This window comes from uncultured Alistipes sp., assembly GCF_963931675.1.
Classification (GTDB): Bacteria; Bacteroidota; Bacteroidia; order Bacteroidales; family Rikenellaceae; genus Alistipes.
On sequence record NZ_OZ007039.1, the window covers coordinates 187,553 to 211,918 of the forward strand.

Consider the following 24,366-nt stretch of genomic DNA (forward strand, 5'->3'; position numbering starts at 1 on the left):
CGAAATCGTAGGTTATGAGTATGAGAAACACGTTTAAAATCCTGTTTTACGCCAAGAAAAATGCCCCGCTGCGGAATGGGAATATTCCGATCATGGGGCGCATCACCCTCAACGGCGAACGCACGCAGATCTCAACCCGCCAATCCGTCCCGCTCAAGCTTTGGAATGCCAGTCTGGGACGTGCCGTCGGACGGAGCAGCCAGGCGCTGCTCGTCAATGAGCAACTCGACCGGATCCACTATCGCATTGAACATTGTTACCACATGTTGCTTTGCGAACAGGTCCCGGTAACTCCCTGCATGATCAAGGAGCGCTATTGGGGAATCGATCAGCGAAAACACGGCCTGCTGGACTTTTTCCGCAGGCACAACGACGAATTTTTCCGCATGGTCGGAATCTCCCGAAGCAAGACGACCTATTATAAATACAGAAGCGTATACCGTCATCTTGAAAGGTTCATTCCGGAGCATTATGGGTGCAACGACATACATTTCAAAGAGATAGACCGCAAATTCCTGGCGGATTTTCACCGTTACATGATGTTGGAATGCAACCGCAAGAAGAATACGACCTGGGTCTATATGATTGCCTTCAAACATATCCTCATGCTGGCGCGGGAACACGGATACATGGATCGTAATCCGTTCGCCGACTACAAGTTGAGTTGCGAATCCGTCGCCCGGAACTACCTTTCCATGCCGGAACTGCGGAGCATCATACGCCTCAGACCCGAGTCGCCGACCCTGCAACTGATCCGGGATGCCTTTCTGTTCAGCTGCTTCACGGGACTCTCCTATATCGATCTCCGCAGGCTGACGCCCCGGCACCTCCAAAGGACACGCGATTGCCTGTGGATCCATACGTTCCGGCAGAAAACCGGCGTTCCGGTCCATATACGGCTGTTCGACGTGGCCTGTGCGATCGTCCGGAAATACCTGCCCGAGGAGTGTGACCGTCGGATATTCGACCTGCCGACCAACGGTTGGTGCAATGCGTGCCTTGAGCGGCTGATGGCCATGGCGGGCATCAGCCGTCGGATTACGTTTCACGCGGCCCGCCACACGTTCGCCACCACGATTACGCTGTCGCAGGGGATGGCAATCGAGACGATCAGCGAGTTGTTGGGACATAAAAGCGTGCGGACGACACAGATCTACGCAAAAATCACCCCCTCGAAACTCGAAAGGGAGATGATGCTTCTTTCGAAAAAGATCGACAGGCTCTATCAGGATCCGGTTCCGGTTGAAATCTGATCATCGTCCGAGGGCCTGGAAAGGGCCTGGAAAGGGGTGGAACCTGGAGAAAAAAAGGCGAAAAAGGGAATTTACGGCCCAAAAACCGCGAAAATGCCGGTTTCAAATTATAACTTACCATCCCCAAACACTGTCAAAATGCAATGTATTTTTACAATAAACGAGCAATAATATCACCTTGCTTGATTTTTTTAACCGTTAATTTGTAAAGCATTCCGCATTTATCTACCTTTGCCGTGGACTTTTTATTTTAAAAACAATTAAAATTAACGCTTATGGTAAGAAATTTCCTACTATCGTTAATTGCCATTGTGGGGGGGGGAGTGTTGCTCGCCTCCGCGCAAAGTAAGCAAGTAACCGGTACGGTTGCCAATACGGACAATCGACCGATCGCCGGAGCTACGGTTCTGGTGGAGGGTACGACTGTCGGTACGACAACCGATGCCAACGGACGTTTTTCAATCTCGGCTCCCGCTGACGGTACACTGAAAATCTCGTTCATCGGCTACCAGACCCAAACAGTATCAGTTGCCGGCAAGACCCAAATCAACGTATCCTTGCAGGAAGATACCCAGGCCATCGACGATGTGATTGTCGTGGCATACGGTACCGCCAAAAAGGAGTCCTTTACGGGATCCGTCAGCGCAGTATCCGGGGAGGAACTCAAAAAATTGCAGGTCTCCAACGTTTCTAAAGCTCTCGAAGGTCTTGTTCCCGGTGTTCAGGTAGCCTCCCAAACAGGACAGCCAGGATCGAGTTCCACCATCTCGATCCGAGGTATCGGCTCGATCAACGCTGGAAGCGACCCGCTCTATATCGTGGACGGAGCTCCGTACAACGGCAGCATCGCAGCCATCAATCCGGCGGATATCGAATCCATCTCCGTTTCGAAGGATGCCGTGTCAACCGCACTGTACGGTTCCCGTGCCGCAAACGGTCTGGTGATCATCACCACCAAAAAAGGTAACGCCACCCGCACAAATGTCCAGTTCGACGCTCGCGTGGGTGTCAACTCCCGCGGTATCGGCAATTACGACATCATGACCTCTCCCGACCAGTATCTGAAGACCTTTTATCAGTATCTGGTCAATACGGAAGGGGATGGAGCTACGGCAGCAAGCGTCATCTTGAATCGCTTGGGATACAATCCCTATATTTCGGCCACTCCCGACAAACTCATGACCGAAGACGGAGAACTCATCTCCACCCAGCGCCGTTATACGGATGACTGGAGCGACGAAGCGCTTCATGCCGGTCTGCGCCAGGAGTACAATGTCAGCATCTCGGGTGGAAATGACAAACTCAAGCACTTCATGTCTCTGGGTTATCTCAACGACGAGGGTATCATCAAGAATTCAGACTACTCGCGCTATTCGGGACGTGCCAATGCCTCCTACCAGGTCAACAAATGGGTCGACCTCTACGGAAATCTCGCCTATTCGCACGGAGAACAGAATGCACAGATGATCTCCTCGCTAGCCAATTACAACAACACGTTCATGTTCATCCAGAGCATCGCCCCGATCTACCCGGTCTACGCCTACGACAAGGACGGAAATCTGATCCGCGACGAGAACGGAGGTCGGATCTACGACTTCGGAGACGGCACCTATGGAACCCGCTCCTGGGGTAAGGGACAGAACATCGTGGCTACGGATAAGGCCAACAAGAATGAAACACTGACCGATCAGATCAGTGCCCGTGCCGGTATCAACCTGAATATCCTGTCAGGGTTGAAATTTTCGGCCAACCTCTCTTATGACCTGACCAATCAGCAGAATGTCAGTTTCATGACGCCTTCGTACGGCGACGCCAAGACCTACAACGGAACAGGAACCCGCTATACGCTCCGTGATCAGACCCTGACAGGCAACCAGTTGCTTACCTATGAAAAGAAGATCGGCAATCACGCCTTCAGCGTCATGGCAGGTCATGAGTCCTATAAATGGGAATACCGCTATTTCACGGGAACCAAGCAAAACTACTACGACCCGGAAAACAGCGAATTCAGCAATGCCATCTCCATGCAGAATCTCAACTCGTACACTTACGACGAAACGATTGAATCGTGGTTCGGAAGCATCCATTACGAATATGGCAATCGCTATTACCTGGATGCCAATATCCGTGGTGATGGTTCGTCCCGCTTTGCCAAGGAGAACCGTTGGGGTGTATTCTGGTCGGTTGGAGCCAACTGGCGGCTTTCGCAGGAAAATTTCCTCAAAGACGTGGCATGGATCAACAATTTGGCGCTCAAAGTCTCTTACGGTACGACCGGAAACAACCAGATTCCGAACTACTATCCCTACAAGGATCAGTATTCCGTAAGTCCCAACGGGGATGAATTCTCCGTCACCCAGGTCTATTGGGGTAATCCGGATCTGACGTGGGAGGTTTCCAACAACCTCAATGCAGGTATCAACGCATCGCTGTTCGACGCACGGCTCAACCTCAACGCGGAATATTTCCACAAGAAAACGAGCGACATGCTTTATGACATGCCGTTCTCGCCGTCAACCGGCATTCCCAGCAAGCCGATGAACATCATGACCATGATCAACAAGGGCTTCGAGTTCACGCTCAGCGCCGTTCCTCTGCGGACGAAAAACACGTCGCTGGAGGTAATCCTGACCGGAACGACCTATACCAACTCCGTGACGGATCTGCCGGCCGACAAAGTGGAAACGGGTATCACCCACCTCGCCTATTACAACATCAAGGACGGCGGCTCGGTATGGGACTTCTACGGGCTCAAATCGGCCGGAGTGGATCCCGAAACCGGAGATGCCCTTTACTGGCACCGTGAAACCGGAGAAAACGGAGAAGAGACGCTGAGCAAGGTAACCTATGAGAATGTGGATGCCGTAGGTGACAAATTCTATCTCGGTACGGCCATTCCCGATTTCATTGGCGGCATCACGGTCAACTTCAACTGGAAAGGGCTGGATTTCTCGATTGCCGGAAACTACCAGATCGGCGGCAAGGTGTACGATGCGATGTACAATGGCCTGATGCACGCCGGCACTTCGGACGGCGCCAACTGGCACAAGGATATTCTGAATGCCTGGACCCCCGAAAACACCAACACCAACGTGCCCAAACTCAACGGCGGCACCAATCAGACCCAGGCTCTGGATCCCTATATGATCAGCGCCTCTTACTTCAACCTGCGCAACATCACCCTGGGATACACCTTGCCGCAAAAGTGGGCAAAGGCCATCAAGATGTCGAGCGTGCGCATTTATGTTGCGGCGGACAATGTGGCCTTGCTGTCGAAACGAAAGGGTCTTGATCCGCGCCAGTACATTCAGGGACAGTCGCAGGCAAACTACTCGGTTCTGCGCACCGTTTCTGGCGGCGTTACCATCAACTTTTAAATAGCAGACAAACATGAAAGCAAATCATATCAAATACCTTCTCGTGCTGGGCACGGGGGCTCTGATTGCATCTTGTTCAAGTGATTTCCTGGAAACCGAGCCCACGAACGTAGTGTCGGGGGATCGGCAGAACGAGATACTCCTCGAAAAACCCGAGATGCTCGCCTCCATCATCAGCGGTGCCTATACGACTATTTACAGCGGTGATCCCTATATGAGTTCATCCCAGGATGACTATGGAATGTCCTCTTACAAGATCGCAACGGATGTCATGTGCGATGACATTGCCTTCTTCATCAACTCCGGAGGGTTCGCCTCCGACCAACAGTTGATCTTCCGGGAGCCGGATTATCGGCGCCCCGTTTCGATGTGGCGGCAGTTTTATCACATCGTATCCTCGGCGAACTCCGTTATTAAGGTTCTGAAGGATGTCGAGGGTACCAACAATGACCTCGATGCGATGTTGGGTCAGGCGTATGCTTTGCGGGGATGGGCCTATTATTGGCTCATCAACATGTGGCAGCAACCCTATGATGCCAATCCCGACGCATTGGGCGTTCCGCTGATTCTCGAAGAGGAATCCGAGAGTATCTCCGGACGGGCTCCCGTCAAAACTGTGTATGCACGCATCGATACCGACCTGTCCAAAGCCTGCGACCTGCTCAAAGACAAGCAACTCGGCAATACGGCCCTCAATGAATACGCCGCATCGGGAATCTATGCCAATGTGCTGATGTTCCTGGGTCGTTACGATGAGGCGGCCACGCGGGCTGAATATGCTACCAAAGGTGGCCGACTGGCCGGAGCCGATGAGTTGCTGGCCGGAATGAACAGCGTCTCGATGAGCGAGGTGATCTGGGGTTATGCCGTCACCGAGGAGTGGAATCTTGTCTACGGATCCTTCATGTCCCACATGAATCCTTATGTCGACGGATATGCGCCTCCCGGATACTTCCCGAAACTGGGTGCCAGCGCCCTGGTTGACAAAATCGATGCAAACGACATCCGCAAAGGATGGTTCGGATACAGCGAGACCCTCAATACCAACAAGTTCGACTTCTCCCAGATTGAGCAGGCCGGGTTCGCGGCCTATGTTCCCAACAAGTTTCTCTGCCCGAACAGTTTCCTGTGCGATCTGATCTACATGCGTGTAGCCGAGATGTATTTCGTCGCAGCCGAGGCCCACTACCTCAACGATGATGAAACGAATGCCCGCAAATGGCTCACCGACGTCATGTCGACCCGTATTCCGGGATACGATGCATCCGGCAAGTCGGGAGATGCGCTCTACGAGGAGATTTGCTTCCAGAAGCGGGTTGAGACATGGGGTGAGGGGTGCCGCATCTTCGATGCGAAGCGCCGCAACGAAACCATCGACCGAACGAAATCCACCAACTTTGCAGCATCTCTGGCCAGCACGGATGCCATGACATACAGCGCCCGGGACTATCGGATGATCTACAAGATTCCGACCTTAGAGATGGAGAACAACACGGAAATTTCCTCGGATCAGCAGAATCCTTGATGGAAATTAAGTCCACACCGAAATTCAGAATCACCTCTGTTGCAACGGCAACAGGGGTGATTTTTTTGTAGACTTCCTCGATATGAAATTTGCAGACAACCTTAAAAAAGGGTCTACAGGGAAAAGAAAGATTCATATTTCTGTTTTTTTCGTAAATTTGCGCAGAACAAAACTGGACGTTTATGGCAATCACTCAAATCGCACCCGGCATCCACTATGTCGGCGTCAACGACCGGACCACAACCCGTTTCGAAGGGCTCTGGTCGCTGCCCCAGGGCGTTTCGTACAACGCCTACCTCGTCGTCGGCGAAAAGGTCGCACTCATAGATACCGTCGAGGAGGCTTTCGGCAGCCGCCTCGAAGCCAATATCCGCGAAATAATCGGCGACCGCAAGGTCGACTACCTCGTCGTCAACCATATGGAACCCGACCACTCGTCGTCGATCACCGCCCTGCGGCGCATCTACCCCGACCTGCAGATCGTCGCCAATGCCAAGGCCCTGCAGATGATCGAGGGTTTCTACGGCCTCTGCGGCAACACGGTCGAGGTCAAGGAGGGCGACACGCTCGATCTGGGCGGCAAAAGCCTCTCGTTCCGCATGATCCCGATGGTCCACTGGCCCGAAACGATGGTTTCGTGGTGCCCCGAGGAGCAGGCGCTCTTCTCGGGCGACGCCTTCGGATGCTTCGGGGCCCTCGACGGAGGCATCACCGATTCCGAGGTCGATCCCGAACGCTACTGGGACGAGATGCGCCGCTACTACGCCGCAATCGTCGGCAAATACGGCGCTCCGGTGCAGAAGGCGCTCCAGAAACTCGCCGGGCTCGAAATCCGAAGCATCTGCCCGACCCACGGTCCCGTCTGGCAGGAGCAGATTGGCCGGGTGGTTGACCTCTACGACCGCATGAGCCGCTACGAAGGGGAACCGGGCGTGGTCATCGCCTACGCCTCGATGTACGGGAACACCGAGCAGCTGGCCGAGCGCATCGCCCGCGAACTGGCCGCCGAGGGGGTGCGCAACATCCGCATCTACAACCTCTCGTATGCCGATCCGTCGGTCGTGCTGCGCGACATTTTCTGTTTCGACACGCTGCTGGTCGGAGGGCCCACCTACAACGCCGGGCTCTTCCCGCCCGTAGCCGAGTTGCTCGACAAACTCGCCGCACGCTGCATTCCGCAGCGGCGCTTCGGCTGGTTCGGCTCCTTCACGTGGGCCGGAGCCTCGGTCAAACTGCTGGGAGAGTTCGCCCAGAAGATGAAGTGGGAAACGCTCGGCGCACCCGTGGAGATGAAGCAGGGTTTCTCCCCGAAAATGTACGACAGCTGCCGGGCCCTGGCGCATGACGTCGCCGAAAAGTTCCACGGCAAAGCCTGACGCCCAATGATGAGGATCGCCATCGTCGGGACCGGATACGTCGGGTTGGTTTCGGGCGCCTGTTTCGCGGAGATGGGGCTCGACATCACGTGCGTCGACACCGACGTGCGGAAGATCGAGATACTGAACGCCGGGCGGATCCCGATCTACGAACCCGGGCTCGAAGCGCTCGTCGGGCGGAACGCCGCCGCCGGAAGGCTCCACTTCACGACCGACCTGGCATCGTGCCTCGACCGGGTCGAGGTGGTCTTTTCGGCCGTCGGAACCCCGCCCGGGGAGGACGGTGCGGCGGATCTGAGCCAGGTGATGGAGGTGGCCCGCACCTTCGGGCGCCACATCCGCCGCTACACGCTGCTCGTCACGAAGAGCACCGTGCCCGTAGGCACGTCAGCCCGTATCAAGGCCGTGATCGAGGAGGAGTTGCAGGCCCGGGGCTGTGAGGTGCCGTTCGACGTCGCCTCGAACCCGGAGTTCCTGAAGGAGGGTGCGGCAATCAAGGACTTCATGTCGCCCGACCGCGTGGTGGTGGGCGTCGAAAGCCAGCGCGCCCGGGAGTTGATGGCGCGGTTGTACCGTCCCTTCCTGATCAACAACTTCCGCGTGCTCTTCATGGACATCGCCTCGGCCGAAATGACCAAATATGCCGCCAACGCCATGCTGGCAACCCGCATTTCGTTCATGAACGACATCGCCAACCTCTGCGACCGGGTGGGTGCCGACGTGGAGATGGTCCGCAAGGGCATCGGCTCCGACGCGCGCATCGGCAACAAGTTCCTCTACCCGGGGTGCGGATACGGGGGTTCGTGCTTCCCGAAGGATGTCAAGGCCCTGGCCCGCACGGCCCGCGAACACGGCTACACGATGCAGGTCATCGAGGCCGTGGAGCGCGTCAACGAGGCGCAAAAGAGCGTGGTCTTCGGGAAACTCCGCACGGCCTTGGGCGATTTGGCCGGGAAACGGGTGGCGATCTGGGGCCTCGCCTTCAAGCCCGAGACGGACGACATTCGCGAAGCCCCGGCCGCGGAGGTGATCGGGCGGTTGCTCAGGGCCGGAGCCGAGGTGTGCGTCTGCGACCCCGTCGCGGTTCCCGAATTCCTCCGCAAACACGGCGATTGGGAGTTCCGCACGGCCCGCACGATGTACGGAGCGGCAGAGGGGGCCGATGCCGTGGCACTGCTCACCGAATGGAAGGAGTTCCGGATGCCCGACTGGGCACAACTGCGCGGCACGATGCGTGGCGACGCGGTCGTCGACGGCCGCAACATCTACGACAAGCAGGAGGTCCGTGCCGCGGGGTTCCGCTACTTCGGAATCGGGAAGTAGGCGGCGGAAACGCACGGAGAGGCGGAGAGGCGGAGAGACGGAGAGGCGGAGAGACGGAAAGGCGAAATGTATAAGCAGCGTAATGCAGTTTAGTGCGGCGAAACGTCCCGAAACAACGGCAATTCACTCATCTCACGATCCCGGCCCATTGAGGGCCGGGATCGCCTGTTGCGTTCCGGAAATGAACAAAACCCGCCCACAAACGACCGCTTCGAAGTTGGGAATCCGCCGTACTTTTGCAGCGTCAAACTTCAAATCATGAACGGAAACAGCAAAACCTTCCTGCTCGTCCTGCTGGGGATGCTCACGGCATTCGGGCCCTTCGTCACGGACATCCGCCAGTTCATCGCCTCCCTCCACCGAAACACCCCTGCCGCCTCAATGCGACAGGGGTGTTCATAACACGCCGGGAATAAAAGGCCCCGGAATAACAGGTCCAACAAGTCCCCGGGAAGCGGAAAGCCGGAACTACTTGCGCACCTTGACGATGATCTTGCGCACCGTGCCCTCACCGACCATCGGGGCGTGGCCGTCCTCGGGGAAGAGCACCGTGAACTGGCCCGGACGCAGCGTGTAGTAGGTCTGGGGCTCATCGTCAAAGAGCTGAATATCCTTCTCGGCGTTGAATTCCGACTGCGGCTGGCAGAGGTCCTTGCGCTCGCTCCAGCCGAAGGTCTCCGACTTTCCGGAGATCAGCACCTGGATGTCGATATACTCGTTGTGGACCTCCAGTTTGGCATCCTTCTTCAGTTTGAGCTCCCGCTCCATGACGTTGACGTAGATATCCTTGCCGTCGAGTTCGTGGATTCCCGGCTCCACCTTCGTCCAGTCGGTCGAGGCGATCCGTTCGAATGCCTTCTGCATACGCGGGTTTACACCGTAGTAAAGCGCGCTGTTTTTCAGTGAATCTAAAATCATAGCTCGTCTGTTTAAGTTTGTAGATGGTCGTATTTCAGTTTTTATCCGTCTTCTTCAGGCGCACGACAACCGGATGGTGATCCGAATATTCGACCGGCAGGGTTTCGTAAGTCACCGGTTCGAGCCCCCTGCTCAGCACGTAGTCGATGCGCAGCGTGTTGAAAAAGCCCCGGAAGGTGTGCGAATAGCCCGAACCGCAGACCCGGAAGGCATCGCGCGAACCCCGGGCCATCGTCCGATAGACGTAAGACATGGGCGTATCGTTGAAATCGCCGCAGATGATGCGCCGCGTGCGGGTCTCCCCGACCACCCGGGCGATGCTGTCGACCTGGGCGGCGCGCAGGACGCTGTTCTCACGCAGGCGTTCGACGATGCTGCGGATCTTCGTCTCGCGGGCCGTATCCGAGAGGAAGCGGTGTTCGGTGATGTATTCGTTGTCCGCGGCGTTGATGGCCGTGGAGTGGAGGTGGTTGTTGAAGACCCGCACGGTGTCGTCGCCCACCAGCACATCGGCCCACACCGACGAGGCGGGGGTCAGCAGCGTCCGCGAACGCAGGATCCGGAATTTGCTCAGGATCGCCAGCGGCGCCTCATACATGGAGTCCGGAGCCGCCGTGCGGCCGAAACCCGCACTCTCGTACTTCTCCTCCAGCAGCGAAAACTCCTCGGACCGGGCCGCCAGCCGGGCATTGAACTCCTGCAGGCAGATGATGTCCGGATCCTGTTCGTCGATCAGCCGCAGGATGTCCTCCACGCTGCTGTGCCCGTTTTCGCCGTAGAAGCTGCGGACGTTGTAGGTCATCACCTTGAAGGTTCCGCGGTCGGAGTCCTCGGCCTCTTCATAGACGCGGCGGATGTCGGGACGCCAGAAGAGCGAGACCTTGAAGAAACCGACAGCCACGATCACGATCATCACACCGGCCCGGAGCCAGCGCCAGCGGATGATCCAGTAGAGCATCAGGATCACCGCCGCCACATAGGTGATCGGAGCGGCGAGCCCCAGCACGGGGAAGAACCAGACGCGCGAAGGGTTGACATGGGGCACGAAATAGGTCAGCACCAGGGTGACGGCAACCACGAGCGAGAGGGCCGTCATCACGCCGTCGAGGAGCCAGAGTGCCCAGCTGCGGCGGCGTTTGCCTGCGGGGCGCTCCCCGTATCCGGAGTAGTATTCGGAAGCCATGGTCTAAAAGCGGATCATACCGCGGCGTTTCCACCAGTAGAGCAGCAGGAAGCCCCACAACATACCGCCCACATGGGCGAAATGGGCGACGTTGCCCACACCCCGCCAGCCGAGGAAGAGTTCGATGACGGCATAAATGATAACGAACCACTTGGCCTTCATCGGGATGGGCGGGATCAGGAGCATGATCACGGCGTTGGGGTACATCACGCCGAAGGCCAGCAGCAGTCCCATCACGGCGCCCGACGCCCCGACCAGGGCCATCGGCTGTCCGAGCCCCCAGGCGATTCCGGCCTGGATCAGCGCCGCACCCACACCGCAGGCCATGTAGTAGATCAGGAATCGCCGCGACCCGAGGTCGTATTCCAGCGTGCGGCCGAACATCCACAGGGCGAACATGTTGAAGAAGATATGTTCGAAATTGGCGTGGAGGAACATGTAGGTGACGAACTGGTAGGTATGGAACTTATACCCGAGCATCCGGGGGCCGACCTGAAGCGCCCCGAACTCATTGAGAAAACGGTAGGCTTCGGGGATCAGCGCCATCGCCATATAGACGAGCAGGTTGATGATGATCAGGTTCTTGACAACCGGAGGGGTCTGAAAATAGCGATTCATTCGAGATCAATTTTTGCAAAGGTAACTTTTTTCCGCCGGATTACCCCAATTTGGCACGTAAATCTTCCGGGGTAATTTCGGCGAGGATGGTTTTGCCCGAGGGCGTGAAGCTGACGTTGCCCGTCTGGGCCAGGCGGTCGAGCAGCACCGCGGCCTCTTCGCGCGAGAGGTTCCGCATGCCGCATTTCGCACCCGAAACGGCCATCACCGCGGCAATCTTCTCGCGGCGCACGTCGGCCAGCGACACGGGCGTCGCAAAGACCTGCAGCAGATCGAACAGCAGTTGGTCCACCGAATCGGCGGGCAGGTCGGCCGGAGTTCCCTTGACCTCCACGGCCCCTGCGCCGCAAAGATCGAGGTCGAAGCCCAGGGCGGCGAACTCCACGGCATGTTCCTCCAGCAGGGCGTATTCGTCGCCCGAGAGGAGCAGCCGTTCGGGGAAGAGCAGCTGCTGGCTGACGGCCGAGCCGTGGCCCAGCATCCGGAGATACTCCTCGTAAAGGACGCGCTCACGGGCCCGGCGCACGTCGACCGCCACGAAGCGGCCGTTCAACAGTGCGACGAGGTAACCGCCCGGCAGTGGCAGCGGATCGGTGAATTCGGGTTGCGAGGCAATATCCAACCGCTGCTGTTCGAGAGTAACCGACGAGGGGATGAAGTCGAGCGAACTCTCCCCGAATCCGCCGTCTGCGGAAGGGGTTCCGAGGCCGTCGTCCGGGAGCGATCTTCCCGAGAAATCGCTTCCCGATTCGAAATCCTCGAATTCGTCGGACTCGGAGGAGGCGAGCACGCCGCCGCGCAGGAACGAAGGAATCCGGGCTCCTGCGCCCCGGAAGCCGGATGTCCCCGAAACACCCGTCCTCATCGACGGTCGTCCCGCTGCGGCGGCTCCGCCAGCTGAGGCTGCCGCATCCGCGTCACTGAAGGGGACGTCGAAACCCGTAAAATCGACATTCGGATCCGGAGCCGAAGGATCGATGTACTCATCGCGGAAGGGGTTGTAATCGCTGTTCGACATCGCCGCAGGCTCGCTGTAGACCGCACCTTTCTGCAGGACGGGAATCTCCAGCGCCCCTTCGCGGTCGAAATCCATCATCGGAACCGCACCGGTCTTGGCCAGCGTCTCGCGCACGGCGGCATTGACGATCTGCCATACGGCCTCCTCGTCGGCAAAACGCACCTCGGTCTTCTGCGGGTGGACATTCACGTCGATACGCGCCGGATCGATCGTCAGATAGAGGAAATAGGAGGGCTGGCAACTCTCCGGAATCAGCTTTTCGTAAGCTTTCAGGATGGCGCTCGTGAAATAGGAGATCTTGAAGAAGCGGCCGTTAACGAAGAGATACTGTTCGGTATTGCGTTTTTTGGCCGCGGCAGGCCGCCCGACAAACCCGTCGAGGCGTGCGATCGAGGTATCGGCCTCAACCTCCAGCAGATTCTGTTTGATATGGCGTCCCACCACGTCGACAATCCGCCCGGCCAGCGAGGCGGGCTGCAGGTTGTAGACCGGGGCGTCATTGGCATAGAGTTCGAAGGCCACCTGCGGGTAGCAGAGGGCGATGCGCTGGAATTCCGTGCGGATCTGCGAGGCCGACGTGGTGCTCTTGTCGAGGAAGCGGCGCCGGGCCGGGACGTTGTAGAAGAGGTTGCGCACGAAGAACTGCGATCCCACGGGACACATCACCGGGGTCTGCCCGACGAACTGACCGCCGTTGATTTCGGTCTGCGTACCCACCTCGTCACCCTCCTGCCGCGTGCGCAGTTCGACCTGCGCCACGGCGGCGATCGAAGCCAGGGCCTCCCCGCGGAATCCGAACGTATGCAGCGCATAGATATCCTCCACGACGCCGATCTTGCTCGTGGCGTGGCGGTCGAAGGCCATGCGGGCGTCGATGGGCGACATGCCGCAACCGTCGTCGACGATCTGGATGAGGTCCTTGCCGCCGTCGCGGAAGTTGACCTTCACCGAGCGGGCGCCCGCATCGAGCGCATTCTCCATCATCTCCTTCACCACCGAAGCCGGGCGGTTGACCACCTCTCCGGCCGCGATCTGGTTGGCGACGACTTCGGGTAAGAGTCTGATCTTGTCTGCCATTTACTACTCCTGTTCCTCCTGGTAATCGTTCGGGACAACGACGATCGGCGCATAGGGGTTGAACTCCCCTTCGGCCTGCGCAGCCGGAACCGGGCGTTGCGGAGACTGCTGCAACAGCAACCCCCAGTTGGCCAGCTTCGGATAGAGCAGGTAGATGAACAGCAGCAGCAGCACCGCTGCTCCGGCGATCTTGAAAAACCGCATCCGTCCCCGATCGTCGGTTCCGGAACGCCGTGCCGCACGCGCTTCGCGCTGGGTCCGGATGTATTGTCCGGGGGTGTATTCGCGGTCCGCATCTTCGGCGCGTTCACCGCGCAGTTCGGTGCGGCGCTGTTCGCGCGCCTCCTTTTCGGGGTCGTAGTAACGCGGGATATAGTTGAATTTGTTCGCGTGTCTTTTGAACGGGGTAAACATGGTATTGTCCTCTTTTTCGGTAAAGATACGAATATCTTTGCAAATTATTGTATTTCCGGGCTGAAAAGGCGGCCATGACGATACGACAAGCCCCTCCCGAAGGAGGGGTCTTCGTGACGCCGGGTCCGGACACAAGGCCGACAAGCAAGTTCCGAGAGCCGGCATCGGCCCACAACGGCCGCCTTTTGCCGACACCTGCCGCCTCTGCCGTTTCCTCCGTCTCCTGCCGTTCCTGTCGCTCCTGCCGTCTCCGGCCGCCCCTGTTTATCTCCTGCCGGCCCTGTTTATCTCTTGCCGGCCCTGTTTATCTCTTGCCGGCCCTGTTTATCTCCTCCGGCCCTGCCGCCTCCGGCCGGACGCAGCCGTCGCTACCGGAAGAAACTCTTCATGCGTTCGAAGATGTTCTGGTTCTTGACCGATTCGGCCCGCTGGAACGAGGGCTGGGCCGCCAACTGTTCGACCAGACGCTTCTCTTCGGAGGTGAGTTTCGACGGGATCGTGATGTCCACGACAACCAGTTCGTCGCCGCGTCCGTATCCGTTCACGTCGGGCAGTCCCTTGCCGCCCAGTCGCAGCACCTTGCCGGCATGGGTTCCCGGGGCGATCTTGATCTTGGCACGGCCGTCCACGGTCGGGACCTCCACCGTACCGCCCAGCAGCGCCGTCGTTACGGTGATGTTCAGGTTGTGGATCAGGTCGTTGCCGTCGCGGACCAGTTCCGGATTGGGCTCCTCCTCGATGACGACCTGCAGGTCGCCGTTCACGCCGCCCTGACGCGCCGCATTACCCTTGCCGGTAACCGTGAGGACCATTCCCTCGCCCACTCCGGCCGGGATCTGGATCTCGACGACCTCCTGGCCGCGCAACGTTCCTTCGCCCCTGCACTTGTCGCACGTCGCCGTGATCACCTTGCCCGTGCCGCCGCACGTCGGGCAGACGCCCTGGGTCTGCATCCTTCCGAAGAAGGTGTTTTCCACGCGCGTAACGTATCCCGTTCCGTTGCAGGTCGAACAGGTTGCGTAGGCATTGGCGTCCCTGGCGCCCGAGCCGCCGCACTTGTCGCACGCCACGGTCTTGTTGATCTTGAGTTTCTTGGTGACGCCCGAGGCGATCTCGGCAAGCGTCAGCCGAACGCGCACCCGGATGTCCGACCCGCGGTTGACGCGGCGCGAGCCGCCCCCCGACGAGCGGAATCCGCCGCCGAAGTGTCCGCCGAAAATATCGCCGAACTGCGAGAAGATGTCCTCCATGGAGAATCCCCCGCCGCTGAAACCTCCGAAACCTCCGGCACCGCCGCCTGCCGCGCCGCTCATTCCGGCGTGTCCGAACTGGTCGTAACGGGCCCGCTTGTCGGGATTCGACAGCACGTCATAGGCTTCGGCGGCCTCCTTGAACTTCTCTTCGGCCTCCTTGTCCCCGGGGTTCTTGTCCGGGTGGTATTTGATCGCGGCCTTTCGGTAGGCCTTCTTGATCTCGTCGGCGTTGGCATTGCGCTCGACGCCGAGCACTTCGTAATAATCTCTCTTCTCTGCCATGGCCTTACTCTCCTACGACAACCTTAGCGAAACGCAGCACCTTGTCGCCCAGCATGTAACCCGTCTGGACGACATCGATGACCTTGCCCTTCATCTCCCCGCCGGCCGCGAACTTGGCCACCGCCTCCGCAATGTCGGCATCGAACTCCTTCTCTTTCAGATCCATTTCGACAACACCCTTTTGCCGCAGGGCCTCGGTGAACTTCTGCGAGATGAGCTGCACGCCCTGCCGCAGGGCCTCCACGTCATCGCTCTTCTCCATGGCCGCCACGGCGCGCTGCACGTCGTCGCGCACCGGAAGCATCGCCAGCAGGACGTCGCGTCCGCCGGTCTGCACGAGGTCCATCTTCTCCTTGAGCGTGCGTTTGCGATAGTTGTCGAATTCGGCCTGCAGGCGCAGGAACTTGTCCTTCCACTCGGCCACGGCCTCCTCTACGGCCTGCGCCACGGCTTCGGGCTGTTCCGAGGAGTCGGCATCGCGGTTCACGGCGTCATCGTCTGCCATTTTGGCAGACTCTTCGGCGGCTGCACCTGACACATTGGCATCTGAGGCCGCTCCGCCCGAAGGATTCACGCCTTCCGAGGCCGGTTTTTCATCCTCTCTAACAGCCTCATTATAAACCTTTTCCTTTTTCATATCTGGTATTTTTTTCAGTTTCCGAAGGATCTTTCGCACAAATTGCATACCAACGCTATCCGATGATGAATATGGCCGGGCGTTTGTTCAGTTCGGGCAGCGCCATCCGGCGCCACTCCCCCACCGTCCGGGTTTCGATCCGCTCCGCGGGAGCCGTGAGGTCCGCAGCCACCGTCAGGCGCGTTTCGGGTGCCAGGGTCTGCAGGAACTGCTCCAGGAGTTTCGCATTGCGGTAGGGCGCCTCGATGAAGAGTTGCGACTGCCCTTCGCTGCGGGCCCGCCGTTCGAAGAAACGGATGGCCTTGCCCCGCTCTGACGGCTTGACGGGCAGGTAGCCGTTGAAGGCGAACGACTGCCCGTTCAGCCCCGAAGCCATCAGGGCGAGAAGGATCGACGAGGGCCCCACGAGCGGCACGACCCGGACTCCGCGGCGGTGGCAGGCTTCGACGACCAGCGCCCCCGGATCGGCCACGCCCGGCACACCGGCTTCGGAGATCACCCCGGCTGAGCGTCCCTCCAGAATCGGAGCCACCAGCTCCTCGACTTCGCGCCCGGCGACCGTATGTTCGTTCAGTTCGCGGAACTCCAGCGTGTCGATCGGCCGCGCGACACCCGCTTTCGAGAGAAACCGCCGCGCCGTGCGGGTATTCTCGACGATGAAGTAGTCCAGTGCGTCCATCACCGCGCGGTTGGCGGCGGGCAGCACGTCCCAGGGTGCCGTTTCGTCCGAAATCGGGCACGGGATCAGGTAGAGGGTTCCGTAAGCCATTTACTCCTTGAGATAGATGCGTTTGACACGGCCCGATATGGAGGTCATGATCTCGTAGGGGATCGTATCCAGTACGCGGGCCATGGTTTCGAGGTCGTTGCCCGGGGCGGCCGAGAAGACGACGGCCTCGTCGCCCTCCTCCACGCCCGGAATATCCGTAATGTCGATCATGCAGCTGTCCATGCAGACCCGCCCGACGATCGGGGCCGGCTGCCCGGCGACGAGCATCGACCAGCGCCCGCACCCGAGGTGGCGGTCCAGGCCGTCGGCATAGCCGATCGGGACGGTGGCCGTGACGGTCGTGCGGGTCAAGCGCCCGGCGCGGCCGTATCCGACCGCATCGCCCGCTTCGAGGTGCTTGATCTGCACGATGCGGGTCTTCAGCGCCGAGACGGGCCGCAGCGCCGGATTGTGCTGCCATCCGAAGCCGTAGAGCCCCAGCCCGAGGCGGCACATGTCGAACTGCGCCTCGGGGAAGCGCTCGATGGCCGCCGAGTTGGCCGTATGGCGGATGACGGCGTAGGGCAGCGCCTCGACGAGCTGCGTGCTCATGCGGTCGAAGCGGTCGATCTGCGCCCGCGTGTAGGCATCCTCCCCGGGCATGTCGGCGCAGTTCAGGTGCGAGAAGACCGAGGCGACCTTCACGGCCGGGAGCTCCTTCAGCACGTCGCACAGCCGCCCGATCTCCCCCTCCATGAATCCCAGGCGGTGCATTCCGGTATCCAGCTTGACGTGAATCGGATAGCGGATCTCCCCGGCGTGGTTCACGGCCCGGGCGAAGTCGTCGAGCGACCGGAAGCTGTAGATTTCGGGCTCCAGGCGGTTGGCGATCATCTGGTCGAAGCTGTCGGCGTCGGCATTCAGCACGACAATGGGCATCGTGATGCCGCGTTCGCGCAACAGCACCCCCTCGTCGGCAAAGGCCACGGCGAGGTAGTCGACCCGCTGGTGCTGGAGCATCTGCGCCACCTCGAAATCCCCGGCGCCGTAGGAGCCGGCCTTGACCATGGCCACAAGTTTCGTACGGAAATCGAGTTTCGACCGGAAATAGTTGAGATTGTGCGTCATGGCGTCGAGATCGACCTCCAGCACGGTGGTATGGCTCTTGTGCGAAAGGGCGTGGGCCAGCTTCTCGAAGCGGAAATCGCGGGCGCCCTTCAGCAGCACGGCACGCCCGGCCACGACGCGGCGCCCGATCCGGGCGATGCACTCGTCGGTCGAGGCGTAGAAAACCTTGTCGCAGTCGAAGAGCGCGGCATAGCGTTTCAGTTTGGGACCGATCCCCACGAGGGTGTCGATTCCGGCCCGGGCAACCATCCCGGCCACCCGGCCGTAGAGTTCGTCGTCCGAGAGGCCGCTCTGGGCGATGTCCGACAGGACGAGCGTGCGGCGGCGCGTCAGGGCCACGCTGTGCAGGTAGTCCAGCGCCAGCGCCAGCGAATTGAGGTCGAGGTTGTAGGCGTCGTTGATGAGCACCGAATCGTTGATTCCGTCCTTGACTTCGAGACGCATGGCGACCTGCGGAGCCGCGGAGAACGACGGGGCTGGGAATCCCATTGCCGAGCAGAAGGCCTCGACGATCTGGGCGTTGCGGCGCGAGGCCTCGTTGCCGATCACCGCCTCGGGAAGCTGCGGAGCCGCGGCCGCATCGAAGAGTTTCCGTTCGGCGAAGCGCGAGGCGATCAGGCGCCCGAGGGGTTCGTAGTGGCTGTGGTAAATGATCACCCGGGCGCGGTGTGCCAGGACCATCTTTTCGAGACACTTCTGTTCGAGATTGAGGAAATTCTCCTGATGGGCGTCGCCGATCGAGGTGAAGACCACCACGTCGGGGCGGATGATACGTTCGAGGCGCTCCATCTCGCCGGGTTTCGAGATTCCGGCCTCGATCAGCGCCAGTTGTTCGTCGCCCTCGATCATCAGCACCGACAACGGCACGCCCAGCTGCGAATTGTAGCTCTTGGGCGAGCGGTAGCACTTCATCCCGGCAGGCAGCTCCTCGGCGATCCACTCCTTGATGACGGTTTTTCCGTTCGAACCGGTGATTCCGACGACCGTACCCCTGAAATGGGCGCGGTGATAGGCCGCCAGGCTCTGCAGCGCCGCGATGGCGTTCTTCACGACCACATAGCCGCACCCGGGCAGTTCCTCGACGGGGCGTTCGACCAGGAAAGCCCGCACGCCGCGGGCATACATCTGCGGGATAAAATCGTGCGAGTCGTGATTGGCCCCGCACATGGCGACGAACATCGGGCAGCAGCCCAGTTCGCACGAGAGCGAGCGGCTGTCGGTGACGACCGACCGCACATCGGACTCCTCGCCCGAGAAGCGACCGCCGACGATGGCGGCAATCTGCGAAAGTTTGTAATTCATCTTTTCCGCAACTTTTATAGCATCCGTCCGGCCTTCCCCGGGGCTTTCCCAATCCCGACGGCAATCCGGACCTTTCCGAATTCACGCGCCATTACGAGAGATCGAACGTCACGATCGTAATCCCGGCACCGCCGCGGTCGGCGTGTTCGTCGACAGCAGAAACCACTTCGGGCACGGTCCGGAGGTAGCGGCGGATCTCCTCCTTCAAGGCTCCGGTGCCCTTTCCGTGGAGGATCGTCACCGACCCGACGCCTACCATCAGGGCGTCATCCACCAGGTCCTGCACCGCCTCCAGCGCCTCCGCCGCGCGCATTCCGCGCACGTCGATGTGGTCCTTGAAGTTGAGCTTGCGCGACGAGATGTCGACCGACACGACGGTCCGGGCCGTTGTCGGGCGCGTGGCCTCGCGGTATTCGTTGTTCGAGACGACCGTCAGCGATGCCTTGTCGACCGTCGTGAGAATCTGCCCGAAGGCCACCTGCGCCCGCTTGCCCTTCACCGACTGCACCACGCCGACCATCGCCTGCCCGGCCATGCGGACCTTCGACCCGACCTCCACCTCACGCGGTTTTTCGGGCTCCGCCGCCGACTTCTCCGAGCCCTTTTCGCCCTGGCGCTCGCGCCGCTCGGCACGCCGCTGGCGCCGCCGCTCGATGCGCTCCATCTCGCGGGCCACCTGCTCGTCGCGCTCCGACGCATCCTCCTTCCCGACCGTCTCGCGGAAATCGTCCAGTTCGCGGCGGGCCAGCCGCGTCAACTCCTTCTCGGCCTGCGCCTCGCGGATCGTCTTGATCGTATTCTCGATCTGCCGGTTGGCGTCGGCAATCAACCGTTGCGCCTCCTCCTTGGCACGTTTGAGAATCTCCTGCCGCTCGGCGCGGATCTTCGTGAGCTGCTCCGCGTAAGTCTGCTCCAGCTCCTCGACCTTGCGGTCCGTCAGCCGGATGCGGTCACGCTTCTGCTCCCAATAGTGCTTGTCGCGGGCGATCTCGCGCAGCTGCTTCTCGATATTGATATGATCCGAGCCGGCCTTCTCGCTGGCCCGGCGGATGATCTCCTCCGGAAGCCCGATCTTGCGGGCGATCTCCACGGCAAACGAACTGCCCGGCTTGCCCGTCTCCAGTTTGAAGAGCGGCCGGATGTTCTGCACGTCGAACATCATCGCCCCGTTGGCAATCCCCTCCGTATTCGACGCATAGTATTTGATATTGGCATAGTGGGTCGTGATGACGCCGTAGCACCCCTTCTCCAGCAGGCGTTCGAGAATCGCCTCGGCAATCGCCCCGCCGATGACCGGCTCGGTGCCCGACCCGAATTCGTCGATCAGCACCAGGGTCCGCGGCGACGCCCCGGCCAGCATGTGCTTCATGTTGAGCAGGTGGGAGGAGTAGGTCGACAGGTCGTTGTCGATCGACTGCTCGTCGCCGATGTCGATGCAGAGGCTCTCGAAGACGGGCAGCTCGGAGATCTCCGACGCCGGGACCGGGAACCCGCACTGGAACATGTACTGGACGATGCCGGTGGTCTTCAGGCAGACGGATTTTCCGCCGGCATTGGGTCCCGAAATGACGAGGATATGCTTGCGGCGGTCCAGCTGCAGGTCGAGCGGGACGATTTCGCGCCCAGAGGCGCGCAAGGTCTGCTGCAAGAGCGGGTGGCGGGCGTTTTTGAGCACCAGCCGGTCGTCGGTCGAGAGGATCGGCTTCACGCATCCGTTCTCCGAGGCCCAGCGCCCCTTGGCGCGCAGCATGTCCATCTCGGCCAGGTAGTCGCCCGACGCGGCGATCAGCTCCGCATCGGGACGGATCCCTTCGGTGAACTCCGTGAGGATGCGCACGATCTCGCGCCGTTCGGCATATTCCAGCTCACGCAACTCGTTGTTGATCTCCACCACCTCGACCGGTTCGACATAGAAGGTCTTTCCGGTGGCCGACTCGTCGTGGATGAAACCGTTGAGCTTGCGTTTGTTCGAGGCCGAGACGGGGATCACGGCCCGTCCGTCTCGGATCGAGATCTGGGCGTCGCTCTCGACGATCCCCGCCCCCTTGGCGGCGGCCAGCACGGCCTGCAGCCGTTTGGCGGCCTGTCCCTCGCGTTCGCGGATCGCACGGCGGATCTCCTGCAGCGCCGGGGAGGCGTTGTCCCTCACGTTGCCGAAGCGGTCGACAATCGCCTCGATGCGCCGCACGATCTCCGGGAAGGCCTCCACGCCCCGCGTGCGGGCATGGAGCGTCGGGTAACGCTCCGCACGGTTCAGGATGAACGACACGATGCCGCCGATCGTCGTGAGGGCACGGTCGAGGGTGACGACCTCCTCCACGTCGAGGAACGAACCCTCGACGCGCAGTTTGGCGACAAGCTGATCGACATCGGGATACTCCCCGCCGGGGAAGTCGCGCTCCATTTCGAGCACCAGACGCATCTCGTCGGCCAGGGCCAGGCGGCGCTCGATCTCACGCGGGGAGGTCGAAAATCCCTCGGCAGCGATCCGTTCGCGGGCGGCCTGCATCGTACAACGTTCGGCAACCTGTTCCCGCAGGCGGTCGAACCCGATTTTCTGCTCGAAAGTGGCTGGATAGATCATGTGTGAGGTATCGAAAAAATCGGTCCCGCGGCTCGCCCGGGACCGAAGCATTTTACATTTCGGGATTTCAGCGCAGAGCCTTGAGCGAATCCCGCCGGGCCCGTTCTGCGGCCTTGGCGGCCTGGCGTTCGGCCTTGGCCTGCATCTTCTCGGGACTGCGGCCGAAGAGCGAGAAGTGGACATAGCGGCCGGGGTACTGCTCCAGGTTGGCCAGCAGCGAGGCCAGGTTGTCGCTCGCCTCGTTCAGCGACTCGTAGAGCGACGGATCGTTCAGCAGCCGTCCGACGGTCCCGTCGCCCTCCTGGATGCGCTCCAGCAGGAGATTCATCTCCCCGACCGTTTCGGAAAGCTCCCGGGCGAATCCCGCATCGGCCAGTTCCGTGGTGATACGGTTCAGGTTTCCCATCATGCTGTCGACCCGCGGGGCATTCTCGCCCAACATTTCGGAGAAGGCCGTCAGGTTCTCCACGGCAGAGGCAAGATTCTGTTTTTCGGTATCGAGCAGGTCGGCCAGATCGCCCGACATGGCATCGAGATGCCGTAACGTTCCGTTGATACTCTGCGCATTGTCCTCCATCAGGAGATTCAGGTTGTCGAGCGTCCGCGAGAGGTCGGCGGTCACCTGCGAGATCTTTTGTTTGAAGAACTCCAGCTCCGACCCGGCCATATCCATCAGATCGCGGCCCCGCACCGAACGCAGCGTATCGCCCTTTTCGAGATACTCCGACGACTTGCCGTAGACGATTTCGATAGCCTTTCCGCCCATGAATCCGTCGCTGAAGATCCTGGCTTCGGAGTCCTTCGGGATGCGGAACTGGCGTTTGATGGTGAACTGCAGCACGACGTTGTCGCTGTGCTGGGGATCGAGCGAGATGCCGGTGACCGTTCCGACCTTGACCCCTTTCAACATGATGGGCGAGGCGGCCTGGATTCCGCTCACCTGGTCGTAGGAGGCGTAGTAGACCGCATTGCGGCTGAGGATGTCCAGTCCCTGCAGGAACCGGATTCCGGCCCAGGCGGCCACGATCATCGTCACGGCGAATATGCCGATCTTGACTTCTCTTTTCATATGCTATTTTACTTTCTTACAATTTGCGTACCCCGGCAGCAGACGACAAAGGCATCGGGGAACGTTTTGCGGACTTCAGCGACCCTGCGCTGGGCGGCGGCGCGCGAACCGTACTCGCCGACACCGTACTTGTAGGGGAATCGTCCGTCCGAGAGATATTGTTTCACCTTGCCGCGGTAGGCCCGGAACTGCGCGGAGTTCAGCGGAACGGGCTTGGATGAAGCGAGCACCTGCACCGTATAGCGCAAGGGTTCCGATGCCGCAGCACCTCCTTTCGCCGATCCGTCCTTTGCGACCTTCTCCTCCTTTTCGCCCTTGGAGGAGTTTTTCCCGGCCGGCTCGGCCTTCGGGTCGGGTTTTGCCGCGCTCTTCCCGGCGGAGGAATCCGCCTTCGCGGCATCTCCGGCAGCGGGTTTCGAGGCGGATTTCGAGGCGGCGGGAGCCTCCTTTTCCGTCCCGGCGTCCGGCTTCGCACGCTCCGCGGCGGCACCCTCCTCGGCCATGCGGGTTTCGAGCACGTAGGACGAATACTCCTTCACGGCGCGGTAGATCGACGCGGCGATTTCGTTCTGGCCCTTGTCCGACTTCATGTAGGCCAACTCCTGGGCATTGGTCATGAACCCGATCTCGGTCAGCGCACCGGGCATGTCCGTGGCATACAGCACGCGCAACAACTGCCGTTTCACGCCCCGGGAGTTGCGTCCGGCCTTGGTGTACTGCGTCTGGATGCAGCGGGCGATGGCCATGCTGTACTCGCCGTAGGTGAACTGCAGGTTCTGGATATAGGCCCGCACGATGGCAGCGGTTCGCTCGTCCGACATGTCGATCAGGTCCTCGCGGTTGCTTTCGTAGAGGGCATTCTCGTTATAGCGCTGCTCCTTGGGGGTCTCGCCCATGATGAGCGTCTCGACGCCCCTGACAGCCGTGGCCCGCGGCGCCGCATTGGCATGGATCGAAATGAAGAGATCGCCCCCGGCGTTGTTCGCAATATCGGCCCGTGCCTGGAGGTCCGTCGCCAGATCGGCTCCCAGGGCCTTGTCGGTGGTTCGCGTGTAGACGACCTTGACGCCCGGCATTCCCTCCTCGATGAGTTTGCCGAGCTTGAGGGCCACCTTCAGCGTGAGGTCCTTTTCGTAGACGCCGCCGTAGTGAGCTCCGGGGAATTTGCCGCCGTGCCCGGCATCGATCACCACGACCCCGACGCCGTGCGCAATATTCCCCGCGGCAACCGCGTTTGTACAGACGGAGGCAACCGCGAAAGCGAGGAGCAGCAAAAGGCGCGTGCGCATATTTAATGGTGCCAAGTGCAAGCTTTCTGTA

The 24,366-nt window shown here is 60.2% G+C and carries 18 protein-coding genes; 6 read left to right on the forward strand and 12 right to left on the reverse strand.

Annotated features, from left to right (window positions below):
* Positions 1 to 20 precede the first annotated feature (20 nt).
* The 6 genes from ABGT65_RS00875 to ABGT65_RS00900 all read left to right on the forward strand — a co-directional run bounded on the left by ABGT65_RS00875 (position 21) and on the right by ABGT65_RS00900 (position 9,256).
* Complete coding sequence (locus ABGT65_RS00875) at positions 21 to 1,253, forward strand: site-specific integrase (protein ID WP_346699339.1); 1,233 nt, start codon at positions 21 to 23, stop codon at positions 1,251 to 1,253.
* 275 nt (positions 1,254 to 1,528) lie between these two features.
* The gene (locus ABGT65_RS00880) at positions 1,529 to 4,630 is read left to right on the forward strand and encodes a TonB-dependent receptor (protein WP_346699340.1); all 3,102 of its coding nucleotides are present in this window, start codon (positions 1,529 to 1,531) and stop codon (positions 4,628 to 4,630) included.
* A 13-nt stretch (positions 4,631 to 4,643) separates the two neighbouring features.
* The gene (locus ABGT65_RS00885; protein ID WP_346699341.1) at positions 4,644 to 6,155 is read left to right on the forward strand and encodes a RagB/SusD family nutrient uptake outer membrane protein; all 1,512 of its coding nucleotides are present in this window, start codon (positions 4,644 to 4,646) and stop codon (positions 6,153 to 6,155) included.
* A gap of 182 nt (positions 6,156 to 6,337) precedes the next feature.
* A complete protein-coding gene (locus ABGT65_RS00890; protein ID WP_346699342.1) occupies positions 6,338 to 7,531 on the forward strand; it encodes an FprA family A-type flavoprotein in 1,194 nt (397 codons plus the stop codon).
* Between the two features lie 9 nt (positions 7,532 to 7,540).
* A complete protein-coding gene (locus ABGT65_RS00895; protein ID WP_346703032.1) occupies positions 7,541 to 8,854 on the forward strand; it encodes a UDP-glucose/GDP-mannose dehydrogenase family protein in 1,314 nt (437 codons plus the stop codon).
* Between the two features lie 258 nt (positions 8,855 to 9,112).
* On the forward strand, positions 9,113 to 9,256 hold the full coding sequence (locus tag ABGT65_RS00900; RefSeq protein WP_346703104.1) for a hypothetical protein: 144 nt from the start codon (positions 9,113 to 9,115) through the stop codon (positions 9,254 to 9,256).
* A 66-nt stretch (positions 9,257 to 9,322) separates the two neighbouring features.
* Here the strand turns inward: ABGT65_RS00900 and ABGT65_RS00905 are convergent, their stop codons facing one another.
* The 12 genes from ABGT65_RS00905 to ABGT65_RS00960 all read right to left on the reverse strand — a co-directional run bounded on the left by ABGT65_RS00905 (position 9,323) and on the right by ABGT65_RS00960 (position 24,335).
* Positions 9,323 to 9,772, reverse strand: coding sequence for a YhcH/YjgK/YiaL family protein (locus ABGT65_RS00905; RefSeq protein WP_346699343.1), 450 nt, complete (start codon positions 9,770 to 9,772; stop codon positions 9,323 to 9,325).
* Positions 9,773 to 9,806: 34 nt separating this feature from the next.
* Complete coding sequence (locus tag ABGT65_RS00910; protein WP_346699344.1) at positions 9,807 to 10,955, reverse strand: endonuclease/exonuclease/phosphatase family protein; 1,149 nt, start codon at positions 10,953 to 10,955, stop codon at positions 9,807 to 9,809.
* 3 nt (positions 10,956 to 10,958) lie between these two features.
* Positions 10,959 to 11,573 (reverse strand): rhomboid family intramembrane serine protease, encoded by a 615-nt coding sequence (locus ABGT65_RS00915; RefSeq protein WP_346699345.1) that lies wholly within the window; start codon positions 11,571 to 11,573, stop codon positions 10,959 to 10,961.
* A 40-nt stretch (positions 11,574 to 11,613) separates the two neighbouring features.
* A complete protein-coding gene (mutL, locus tag ABGT65_RS00920) occupies positions 11,614 to 13,668 on the reverse strand; it encodes a DNA mismatch repair endonuclease MutL (RefSeq protein ID WP_346699346.1) in 2,055 nt (684 codons plus the stop codon).
* Between the two features lie 3 nt (positions 13,669 to 13,671).
* Positions 13,672 to 14,082, reverse strand: a complete 411-nt coding sequence (locus ABGT65_RS00925; protein ID WP_346699347.1) for a hypothetical protein — start codon at positions 14,080 to 14,082, stop codon at positions 13,672 to 13,674.
* Positions 14,083 to 14,450: 368 nt separating this feature from the next.
* A complete protein-coding gene (gene dnaJ / locus ABGT65_RS00930; RefSeq protein WP_346699348.1) occupies positions 14,451 to 15,617 on the reverse strand; it encodes a molecular chaperone DnaJ in 1,167 nt (388 codons plus the stop codon).
* Between the two features lie 4 nt (positions 15,618 to 15,621).
* Complete coding sequence (locus tag ABGT65_RS00935) at positions 15,622 to 16,254, reverse strand: nucleotide exchange factor GrpE (RefSeq protein WP_346699349.1); 633 nt, start codon at positions 16,252 to 16,254, stop codon at positions 15,622 to 15,624.
* Between the two features lie 55 nt (positions 16,255 to 16,309).
* Positions 16,310 to 17,023, reverse strand: coding sequence for an SAM-dependent methyltransferase (locus tag ABGT65_RS00940; protein ID WP_346699350.1), 714 nt, complete (start codon positions 17,021 to 17,023; stop codon positions 16,310 to 16,312).
* Positions 17,024 to 19,393, reverse strand: coding sequence for an alanine racemase (gene alr / locus ABGT65_RS00945; protein ID WP_346699351.1), 2,370 nt, complete (start codon positions 19,391 to 19,393; stop codon positions 17,024 to 17,026).
* A 91-nt stretch (positions 19,394 to 19,484) separates the two neighbouring features.
* Entirely contained in the window at positions 19,485 to 21,977 is a 2,493-nt protein-coding gene (locus ABGT65_RS00950; RefSeq protein WP_346699352.1) for an endonuclease MutS2, read from the reverse strand.
* A gap of 67 nt (positions 21,978 to 22,044) precedes the next feature.
* Positions 22,045 to 23,046, reverse strand: a complete 1,002-nt coding sequence (locus ABGT65_RS00955) for an MlaD family protein (protein WP_346699353.1) — start codon at positions 23,044 to 23,046, stop codon at positions 22,045 to 22,047.
* An 8-nt stretch (positions 23,047 to 23,054) separates the two neighbouring features.
* A complete protein-coding gene (locus tag ABGT65_RS00960) occupies positions 23,055 to 24,335 on the reverse strand; it encodes an N-acetylmuramoyl-L-alanine amidase (RefSeq protein ID WP_346703033.1) in 1,281 nt (426 codons plus the stop codon).
* Positions 24,336 to 24,366 lie beyond the last annotated feature (31 nt).

Excerpts from the sequence above, each read along its gene's own strand:
- ABGT65_RS00875 (WP_346699339.1), top strand. The coding sequence starts at position 21 with ATGAGAAACACGTTTAAAATCCTGTTTTACGCCAAGAAAAATGCCCCG.
- ABGT65_RS00880 (WP_346699340.1), top strand. The coding sequence starts at position 1,529 with ATGGTAAGAAATTTCCTACTATCGTTAATTGCCATTGTGGGGGGGGGA.
- ABGT65_RS00885 (WP_346699341.1), top strand. The coding sequence starts at position 4,644 with ATGAAAGCAAATCATATCAAATACCTTCTCGTGCTGGGCACGGGGGCT.
- ABGT65_RS00890 (WP_346699342.1), top strand. The coding sequence starts at position 6,338 with ATGGCAATCACTCAAATCGCACCCGGCATCCACTATGTCGGCGTCAAC.
- ABGT65_RS00895 (WP_346703032.1), top strand. The coding sequence starts at position 7,541 with ATGAGGATCGCCATCGTCGGGACCGGATACGTCGGGTTGGTTTCGGGC.
- ABGT65_RS00900 (WP_346703104.1), top strand. The coding sequence starts at position 9,113 with ATGAACGGAAACAGCAAAACCTTCCTGCTCGTCCTGCTGGGGATGCTC.
- ABGT65_RS00905 (WP_346699343.1), bottom strand. The coding sequence starts at position 9,772 with ATGATTTTAGATTCACTGAAAAACAGCGCGCTTTACTACGGTGTAAAC.
- ABGT65_RS00910 (WP_346699344.1), bottom strand. The coding sequence starts at position 10,955 with ATGGCTTCCGAATACTACTCCGGATACGGGGAGCGCCCCGCAGGCAAA.
- ABGT65_RS00915 (WP_346699345.1), bottom strand. The coding sequence starts at position 11,573 with ATGAATCGCTATTTTCAGACCCCTCCGGTTGTCAAGAACCTGATCATC.
- mutL (WP_346699346.1), bottom strand. The coding sequence starts at position 13,668 with ATGGCAGACAAGATCAGACTCTTACCCGAAGTCGTCGCCAACCAGATC.
- ABGT65_RS00925 (WP_346699347.1), bottom strand. The coding sequence starts at position 14,082 with ATGTTTACCCCGTTCAAAAGACACGCGAACAAATTCAACTATATCCCG.
- dnaJ (WP_346699348.1), bottom strand. The coding sequence starts at position 15,617 with ATGGCAGAGAAGAGAGATTATTACGAAGTGCTCGGCGTCGAGCGCAAT.
- ABGT65_RS00935 (WP_346699349.1), bottom strand. The coding sequence starts at position 16,254 with ATGAAAAAGGAAAAGGTTTATAATGAGGCTGTTAGAGAGGATGAAAAA.
- ABGT65_RS00940 (WP_346699350.1), bottom strand. The coding sequence starts at position 17,023 with ATGGCTTACGGAACCCTCTACCTGATCCCGTGCCCGATTTCGGACGAA.
- alr (WP_346699351.1), bottom strand. The coding sequence starts at position 19,393 with ATGAATTACAAACTTTCGCAGATTGCCGCCATCGTCGGCGGTCGCTTC.
- ABGT65_RS00950 (WP_346699352.1), bottom strand. The coding sequence starts at position 21,977 with ATGATCTATCCAGCCACTTTCGAGCAGAAAATCGGGTTCGACCGCCTG.
- ABGT65_RS00955 (WP_346699353.1), bottom strand. The coding sequence starts at position 23,046 with ATGAAAAGAGAAGTCAAGATCGGCATATTCGCCGTGACGATGATCGTG.
- ABGT65_RS00960 (WP_346703033.1), bottom strand. The coding sequence starts at position 24,335 with ATGCGCACGCGCCTTTTGCTGCTCCTCGCTTTCGCGGTTGCCTCCGTC.